General features: G+C 37.0%; 10 protein-coding genes and 1 pseudogene. 3 read left to right on the top strand and 8 right to left on the bottom strand.

Annotated features, from left to right (window positions below):
* Together B4237_RS14945 and B4237_RS14940 are read left to right on the top strand one after the other, a co-directional pair.
* Positions 1–118: pseudogene (locus tag B4237_RS14945) on the top strand (RNA chaperone Hfq); the annotation flags it as partial.
* Positions 119–196: 78 nt separating this feature from the next.
* Positions 197–1054, top strand: coding sequence for a DMT family transporter (locus tag B4237_RS14940; RefSeq protein WP_023014343.1), 858 nt, complete (start codon positions 197–199; stop codon positions 1052–1054).
* Between the two features lie 44 nt (positions 1055–1098).
* On the opposite strand, the gene nfsB is transcribed toward B4237_RS14940, so the two are convergent.
* The 3 genes from nfsB to B4237_RS14925 form a co-directional block, all read right to left on the bottom strand.
* The gene (nfsB, locus tag B4237_RS14935; protein ID WP_286943782.1) at positions 1099–1752 is read right to left on the bottom strand and encodes an oxygen-insensitive NAD(P)H nitroreductase; all 654 of its coding nucleotides are present in this window, start codon (positions 1750–1752) and stop codon (positions 1099–1101) included.
* Between the two features lie 157 nt (positions 1753–1909).
* Entirely contained in the window at positions 1910–2626 is a 717-nt protein-coding gene (locus tag B4237_RS14930; protein WP_278596430.1) for a UDP-2,3-diacylglucosamine diphosphatase, read from the bottom strand.
* Between the two features lie 84 nt (positions 2627–2710).
* A complete protein-coding gene (locus B4237_RS14925) occupies positions 2711–3220 on the bottom strand; it encodes a peptidylprolyl isomerase (protein WP_286943780.1) in 510 nt (169 codons plus the stop codon).
* 167 nt (positions 3221–3387) lie between these two features.
* On the opposite strand from B4237_RS14925, the gene B4237_RS14920 reads away from it, so the two are divergent.
* On the top strand, positions 3388–5115 hold the full coding sequence (locus B4237_RS14920) for a glutamine--tRNA ligase/YqeY domain fusion protein (protein ID WP_278596441.1): 1728 nt from the start codon (positions 3388–3390) through the stop codon (positions 5113–5115).
* Positions 5116–5184: 69 nt separating this feature from the next.
* Here the strand turns inward: B4237_RS14920 and B4237_RS17715 are convergent, their stop codons facing one another.
* From B4237_RS17715 to eutB, 5 genes are all read right to left on the bottom strand, one after another.
* Positions 5185–5298, bottom strand: a complete 114-nt coding sequence (locus tag B4237_RS17715; RefSeq protein ID WP_023014347.1) for a hypothetical protein — start codon at positions 5296–5298, stop codon at positions 5185–5187.
* Between the two features lie 203 nt (positions 5299–5501).
* The gene (locus B4237_RS14915) at positions 5502–6212 is read right to left on the bottom strand and encodes a glutamine amidotransferase (RefSeq protein ID WP_278596431.1); all 711 of its coding nucleotides are present in this window, start codon (positions 6210–6212) and stop codon (positions 5502–5504) included.
* A 48-nt stretch (positions 6213–6260) separates the two neighbouring features.
* Positions 6261–6818, bottom strand: a complete 558-nt coding sequence (locus tag B4237_RS14910) for a GNAT family N-acetyltransferase (protein ID WP_278596432.1) — start codon at positions 6816–6818, stop codon at positions 6261–6263.
* Positions 6819–6844: 26 nt separating this feature from the next.
* Complete coding sequence (gene eutC / locus B4237_RS14905; protein ID WP_278596433.1) at positions 6845–7657, bottom strand: ethanolamine ammonia-lyase subunit EutC; 813 nt, start codon at positions 7655–7657, stop codon at positions 6845–6847.
* Between the two features lie 10 nt (positions 7658–7667).
* On the bottom strand, positions 7668–7858 hold a 191-nt coding region (eutB, locus tag B4237_RS14900; protein ID WP_286943777.1), incomplete at its 5' end, for an ethanolamine ammonia-lyase subunit EutB.

Below are 7858 nucleotides of genomic sequence, written 5' to 3'. Positions count from 1 at the left end.
TCAAGGTGGCTTCGGTGGTCAAGGCGGCTTTGGTGGTCAAGGCGGCTTTGGTGGTCAAGGCGGCTTCGACGGCGAAACTAAATTTGAAGATGGTCAAGAAGACGAAAATAATCGTTAATTGATTGATGATCTTTAAAAATGCCAGTCTAATTATAGACTGGCATTTTTTTATGTTTAAAAAGTAAGAATAAATACTATGGAAATGATTATTGCGGCAGCATGTTGTAGCGTTCTAGTCTCAATTTTATTGAAATATCTAAAGACCAAAGGGTTTGATGTCTTTCAAATGATTGCTTGGAATTATCTAAGCGCAAGTATTTTATGTTTTTACTGGTTTAAGACAGATCTCACACATGTTTCAATTCAAAATACACCGTGGTGGCTCATATTCACTTTGGCAATATTGCTGCCAAGTATTTTTCTATGTTTAGCCAAATCATTACAATTCGCGGGTATTCTTAAAACAGAAATTGCTCAACGTCTAGCGGTTATTCTTTCCTTATTAGCAGCGTATTTTATTTTTGGTGAACAATTTAGCCAATTAAAATTAATAGGTGTTGTTCTTGGTGTGCTTGCAATATTGGCAATTATTGTTGGGCAGGCAACAGAACAGGCCAATAAAGGATTAAGCTTAAAGTCAGCTTTGTTTCTATTCAGTGTATGGGCGGGTTATGCGGCAGTAGATGTACTACTTAAATATAGTAGTAGTCTGGGTTTGCAGTTTGCAGTCACGTTGAATTTAACATTTATTGCTGCCTTCATTTTATCGATTGCTTATATTGCGATTACACAAGCGAACTGGCAGCCTAAAAACATTTTTACAGGTTTATTTTTGGGAATATTAAATTTTGCCAATATCGCTTTATATGTTAAAGCACATATGATTTTTAAAGAAACGCCTGCGATTGTCTTTGCTGGAATGAATATTCTCGTTGTTGTTTTAGGTGTATTGAGTGGAGTTGTATTGTTCAAAGAGCGAATAAAAGCATATACATGGATTGGATTAGTTTGTGGCGTGATTGCAGTATTATGTTTAGCCAAAGCTATGATGTAATAAAAATAAGGGAGTAAAATGAATAACTCCCTTGTTCTGATTCATTATAAACGAGTAAACACTACGTCATCTGCTAAGCGTGATTTAGGTAGTTTGGCATTAAAATCGCTATCACTGCGATAGCCTAATGCAACAATCACTGAGGCTTTTAAACCTTTTTCTGTCAATCCAAATTCTTTATTGATTGTATCGCGATCAAAACCTTCCATTGGTGTCGCATCAATACTTTCTAATCCTGCTGCAAAAAGCAATTGACCAAGTGCAAGATAGGTTTGGTTTTCCATCCATGCTGAAAGATTTTTGAGTTCATTGCGATAGAATTCGACATAGCCAGAACGAGTATCTTGTTGACCTTGTTTAGCTGTTTCATCTTTAAATCGTCCACTTACATCATCTTGTTGTAATAATTGTTCTAAATATTCTGGTGTAATATCTGTACGAGTACAAAAGATGATGGTGTGTGATGAGTTCAAGACTTTGGCTGCATTGTAAATATATTTACCCGTGAGTCCTGAAGCAATGCGCTGTTTGGCTTCATCAGATTCTGCAACTAAAAAATGCCATGGTTGAATATTTACCGAAGAAAGGCTAAAGCACAAAATTTCAAGTAGCTTTTCAAATTGTTCTTTTGGAATCTTTTTCTCTGTGTCATAAGCTTTTGTCGCATAACGTGTTTTTGCTGTAGCTAAAGTATCCATCAGAAATTAACTCAATTTAAAAATTTAATTTATTTTACTTGATCTATATTTCACTGAAAGTAGTGAAATGTGATTTCTATATAGATTTAAGTCGTATGTGCAAAGTTTTAGCTGACTTGAATAAAAGTGATGTATTAAATTGCAGAATAAAATTTTCTTAATAGTGCCACTGTTTAAAATCTAAATGATAATTTTCTAGTGGATTGATTTCTAAAATCCACGCTGAATCAGCACGCCAATCTCCTAAGACAATACGTTGCTTATTATCAACTTGGTGGATTTCTGGACGGTGAGTATGACCGTGAATTAAATAATCAACTTGATCGATCAAGCACTCTACTGCATGAGCATTCACATCCATGATGTCATAACTTTTCAGCTGCTTGGTTTGGCTACTTTTTTTGCGAAAACCATTGGCTAGTTTTTGTCGAAAACTAAGTGGTGTGCGCTTTATGAAACCCAACAAAACTGGATTACGAATCACTTTACGGAAACGCTGATATGCCACATCATCAGTACAGAGCGCATCACCATGTTCAAGACGAAATTTTTTATGGTGAATGTCAAGTGTATAAACGTCTGGTAATAGAATACCATTAAATTTATTTAAGAATTTTTGTCCCAAAGCGAAATCACGATTACCAACTTGGAAGTAAACTTGATTCCCGTAATTGGTGAAACTTTGTAATGCTTGAATGATTTCATCTAACCATGGAGCTGTATAGTCATCACCAATCCATGCATTAAACCAATCACCTAAAATATAAAGCTGGGTGTTTTTATCTTGATATTGTTGCAATAAAGCCAAAAACCCTCGAACGAGTCGAGGGTGATCAGGTGACAAGTGTAAATCTGAAATAAACAGGTAGGTCACACTTTTATCCTTTTTAAATCTCCCTAAATCCCTCTTTCTTAAAGAGGGTCTTTCCTCCCTTTATAGGGAGGTTAGGAGGGATTATTATTCAGAGATAATTTTAGCAGATTCAATCACAACGTTTTCTAAAGGAACATCAGCGTGATAACCACGGTTACCAGTACGAACGCCTTTGATCTCACCTACAATGTCCATACCTTCAACAACTTTACCAAATACTGCATAACCCCAGCCTTGAGCTGTTTTACCAGTGTGGTTTAAGAAAGAGTTGTTTTTCACGTTAATAAAGAACTGAGCAGAAGCAGAGTGAGGTGCTTGTGTACGCGCCATTGTGATTGTACCTTCATCGTTGCTTAAGCCATTGTCAGCTTCGTTTTCGATTGAGTCACGCGTTGCTTTTTCTTTAAAGTTTTCATCCATGCCACCGCCTTGGATCATAAAACCATCAATCACACGGTGGAAAATTACGCCGTCATAGAAACCGTCACGTACATATTCTAAGAAATTTGCAACCGTTTTTGGTGCTTTTTCAGCGTTAAGCTCAAGAACAATACGACCTTTGTTGGTATTTAATTCGACTTGAGGAAAACTCATTACATTAATCTCCTAAACATGGTCTTGTGACCATGGGTTTTTGGTTGAGAGAAGCATAAGCAAACTGTAAACTACAAGGCAAGTAAAAAACGTTAAAATCTTTGAGAAAAAGCAAAGATTGCGTTTTTATGTCCTATTTTTTAACAGTAAGAAGTGATTTACTCCCTATGAAGCCAAATGATGTTGTTTCAGAACTGCCAAAGACCCCGGCACCGAACACCCAAGCCACTGTCGATGCTGAGCAGCAAGAACAACAGGTAGGCTTAGATTTTGTACGTCAAGTGATTACTGATGATTTAAAAGATGGACGTACGCAAAAAGTTGTTACACGTTTCCCTCCTGAGCCAAATGGTTATTTACATATTGGTCATGTAAAAGCAATTTGTTTGAACTTTGGTATTGCTGAAGAATTTGATGGGTTATGTAACTTACGTTTTGACGATACCAACCCAGATGCTGAAGAACAAGAATATGTTGATGGTATTGCCAACGATGTGAAATGGTTAGGTTTTAACTGGAATGGCGAGCCTCGTTATGCCTCAGGTTATTTTGATCAACTTTATGCATGGGCTGTTCAGTTGATTGAACAAGGTGATGCTTATGTTGATTTGCAAACTCCAGAAGAAATTAAGCTGAATCGCGGTAATTTCGTTGAGCCGGGTAAAAACTCACCTTATCGCGATGCTTCTGTTGAAGAGAATCTTGCGCGCTTTGAACAAATGCGTAATGGTGAAATCAAAGAAGGCGGTGCTGTACTACGTGCCAAGATTGATATGGCGAGTCCGAATGTACACATGCGTGACCCTATTCTTTATCGTGTGCTTCATTCAGAACATCACCAAACAGGCGATAAATGGAAAATTTATCCAATGTATGACTATGCTCATCCATTATCTGACGCGATTGAGGGTATTACTCATTCACTCTGTACTTTAGAATTCCAAGACCACCGTCCATTCTATGATTGGATTGTAGAAAAAGTTCATTCTCAGGCTGTACCGCGTCAGTATGAATCTTCTCGTTTAAATGTGGATTATACGATCACCTCTAAACGTAAATTACGTAAACTGGTTGAAGGTAATTATGTACAAGGGTGGGATGACCCACGTATGCCAACTGTCGTTGGGATGCGACGTCGTGGTTTCACACCTGAAGGTTTACGTGATTTCTGTAAGCGTGTTGGCGTATCAAAAACGGATGGTATTGTTGATGTAGCGATGCTTGAGTTCTGTATTCGTCAGTCTTTAGAAAATGCAGCAGCTCGTGGTATGGCGGTGCTTGATCCATTGAAAGTAACGTTAACTAATTTACCAGAAGAATTAGATTTAACGCATAAACGTCATCCGAATGTTGATATGGGCGAGCGTGTTATTCCATTAACACGTGAAATTTATATTGATCGTAAAGATTTTGAAGAAATACCGCCAAAAGGCTTTAAGCGTTTAATACCAGAAGGTGAGGTGCGTTTACGCCATGCTTATGTGATCAAATGTGATGAAGTGATTAAAGATGCAAGTGGTGAAATCATTGAACTAAAATGTTCAATTGATCCTGAAACTTTAGGTAAAAACCCTGAAGGACGTAAGGTTAAGGGCGTGATTCATTGGGTCTCTGCGAGCAAAGGTGTGCCTGCTGAAGTTCGTATTTATGATCGTTTATTTACTGAAGCTGCGCCAGATGCAGATGATGATTTCTTAGCGCACCTAAATCCTGAATCATTAAAAGTGGTTCAAGCGGTGATTGAACCTGCTTTGGCACAAGCAAAACCAGAAGATCGTTTCCAATTTGAACGTGAAGGTTACTTTGTAGCGGATCAACATGATCACAATCCAGAGAAACCTGTGTTTAATCGTATTTTAGATTTAAAAGATAGTTTTAAAATCGACAAGAAGTAAATAAAAAAGGGAGCATTAAATGCTCCCTTTTTTATTATTTCAAAGCTTATTGAATAATAAAGAATATTATTAACTTGGATTGATATGATAGAAATAAACAATTAAGGTAACTAATAATAAAACAGCTAAACCAAGATAAGTATTAACAGTGTTGAAACTTTTGATAAATTTTAAGATGTTCATTCCTATACCACAAAAAAAATATTCGATAAATGCAAAATTTTATTTACATTTCATTAAATATTGTAACGATATTGGTTGTGTTTGCAATATTCTCACTATTGTAACTCAAGAATTGCATTAAATAATTTGTTAATATTAATAACTATTCTTATTTATAAAAGTGTAAATTCACCTCGAAAAAAACAAGATATTTATTACTATTTCTACATAGTACGCGATATAAAACTGTTCATGATATGAGAAGTCATATCCTCTAACCGTTTGGCGTATTTGCGATTATCACTCCTCAATTGTTGAACTGATAGCTGAGCATTACGTATTTCACAAGTATGCCCAATTAGCCATTTTTCGAAGCTTTCTTCAAGAATTTCTAAATGAAATTGTAGTGCTAAAATATTTTTTCCAATGGAAAAGGCTTGATTTGGATACATTGCAGAACTTGCGAGTAAGGTCGCATTCTCTGGTAAATCAAAAGTATCTCCATGCCAATGCAATACTTTTGTATCTTTAAGTGGCGATAAAATATTTTGTTCTACATTTTTGATTTCTAATTCACTCCATCCTATTTCTTTTTGTTCACCTGCATAAACGTTTGCTCCTAGCGCATGTGCAATTAATTGAGCACCAAGACAAATACCAATCGTTGGCTTATCGTCTTTTAAGCGTTGTCTTAAACCAGAGATTTCGTCAATTAAGAATGGGTAGTCTTCTGTTTCATAGACTCCAATTGGACCACCTAGAATAATTGTGAGACCTTCATAATTAAGCGCTGGACCGAGATCATCAACGCCAGCTTCAAAATAACGAACACGGAAACCGAGCTGATAAAATATGTCTTCTAATGAACCTAAGTCTTCGAATGCTAAATGTTGGATTGCATAGATTGTTTTAGGAAATGATGTATTCAAGTTCATAGAAATATTTCTTATGTCAGGTGTATTTGGGGACTACTTGTAAGGCAATTAATCTGAATGACTGTCCCAATCAGATCGAAGTAAGCCATAGTGTAGCAAATCATGAAACTGATTTGACCAATAACCTGCTTCTCTGTGATGACCTTCATATTTAAAAGCTAAATTTTCAGCTAAGCGAAGTGATGGATAATTCTTAGGATGGATAAATGCTTCAATTCGATTGAGTTTCATGTGTGCAAAACCCCAAGCAATCATGGTCTTTAATGCTTCCGTCATGTATCCATGACCCCAAGCAGAGGATGAGAGTTCATAACCAATTCTACATTTCTTCCAATCAGGCTCCCATTTGAATAAGCCACAGGTTCCAATCAATTGATCACTTTCTTGGGTTTGTATACCCCAGCGAGTTGCAGGGTTCTGGTGTGTTCTCCAGTCTGCAAAAATTTGAACATATTTTTGAGCTTCTGATATGGATCGAATAGGGTCTGCACCAAACCAACGCATTGCCTCGGCATTTGAATAAATTTCAAAAAGTTGAGGAACATCATCCATCACAATTTCACGTAGTAATAGTCTTTCAGTAGATAAAATTGGAAAAGGTGTCATCGTATTCTACTTCTAAAAATATGGTATTAGAAAAGGAGCTTAGGTTGATCTATATGTTGAAACTCTGGGAATTGATGCTCATCTTTTAAGTCCACGCCTGATAAGCCAAGTCGTTTTGATTCCTTCATTAAATTCATCAGCCTTTGCGTAGCGATTGGAATGCTCAAGCCTGCTGGACGAACATTTGAAATACAATTGCGTGCTGAATCGAGACATCCTGTGCGGGCATGCCATGTATAGTAAATTCCCATGCTATCTGGTGAGCTTAGACCCGGGCGTTCTCCAATTAGCATAACCAACATGGATCCTTTGAAAATCTGAGCAACATCATCACCTAATGCAACTCGGCTACCTGTTGCTAAAACAATTGGTGCAAGACTCCAACCTTCTTGCTGAATATATTTGTTTAGAGACAAAATAAAGGGGATTGCATTTGCCTCTATCGCACGTGCAGATAGTCCATCACCGACAACAATACAAACATCATAGGGTTGTGAATCAATAGATTGCTCAATAAGTATTTGTTTTGAGTGCTCTGAAAGTTGTCGTCCTAAGTCTGGTCGTTTTAGATATGTTTCTTTATCTTCTGAATTGCTGTTTACATGAAAGCTTTGTAGTGAGTGATCTTTTAATTGCTCGGTTAAATAGGCTGTATTCAGGCTCTGATAGACCGCATCTTGAGCTTGCGCATGCGAAAGTTGAAACTCAAGTAGCGCTTGAGTTGGGATGCTGCAACCTGCACGACCAAGCGCAATTCGAGCATCTGTAAATTGTTTCAGTTTTTCCCACTGATCTTGATGTAGATGTGCAGGATATTGAATATCACGATCAAGTTTCATCGACATTCTCCTAATTCATCAGTAATCGTGAAAATTTTTCTGGCATATGATCAGACCAACAAATTTGCGCATGATGCTGTTTAAAAATTCCTTGTTGTTCTAACCAAGCTGCAAACTCAGGGGCAGGTTTTAAGCCCAAAAGTCGTCTTAAGTACAACGCATCATGGAATGATGTGGTTTGATAATTCAGCATTACGTCAT

Origin of the sequence: Acinetobacter sp. UBA6526 (assembly GCF_002434875.1) — a bacterium.
Classification (GTDB): Bacteria; Pseudomonadota; Gammaproteobacteria; order Pseudomonadales; family Moraxellaceae; genus Acinetobacter; species Acinetobacter venetianus.
The sequence above is the reverse complement of the archived record's forward strand: the minus strand, read 5'-3'. Positions and strand labels throughout refer to the sequence as shown.

Bases quoted from the DNA above. Each gene is read 5' to 3' on its own strand.
- B4237_RS14915 (WP_278596431.1), bottom strand. From the start codon at position 6,212: ATGAACTTGAATACATCATTTCCTAAAACAATCTATGCAATCCAACAT.
- B4237_RS17715 (WP_023014347.1), bottom strand. From the start codon at position 5,298: ATGAACATCTTAAAATTTATCAAAAGTTTCAACACTGTTAATACTTAT.
- B4237_RS14910 (WP_278596432.1), bottom strand. From the start codon at position 6,818: ATGACACCTTTTCCAATTTTATCTACTGAAAGACTATTACTACGTGAA.
- eutC (WP_278596433.1), bottom strand. From the start codon at position 7,657: ATGAAACTTGATCGTGATATTCAATATCCTGCACATCTACATCAAGAT.
- B4237_RS14920 (WP_278596441.1), top strand. From the start codon at position 3,388: ATGAAGCCAAATGATGTTGTTTCAGAACTGCCAAAGACCCCGGCACCG.
- nfsB (WP_286943782.1), bottom strand. From the start codon at position 1,752: ATGGATACTTTAGCTACAGCAAAAACACGTTATGCGACAAAAGCTTAT.
- B4237_RS14925 (WP_286943780.1), bottom strand. From the start codon at position 3,220: ATGAGTTTTCCTCAAGTCGAATTAAATACCAACAAAGGTCGTATTGTT.
- B4237_RS14940 (WP_023014343.1), top strand. From the start codon at position 197: ATGGAAATGATTATTGCGGCAGCATGTTGTAGCGTTCTAGTCTCAATT.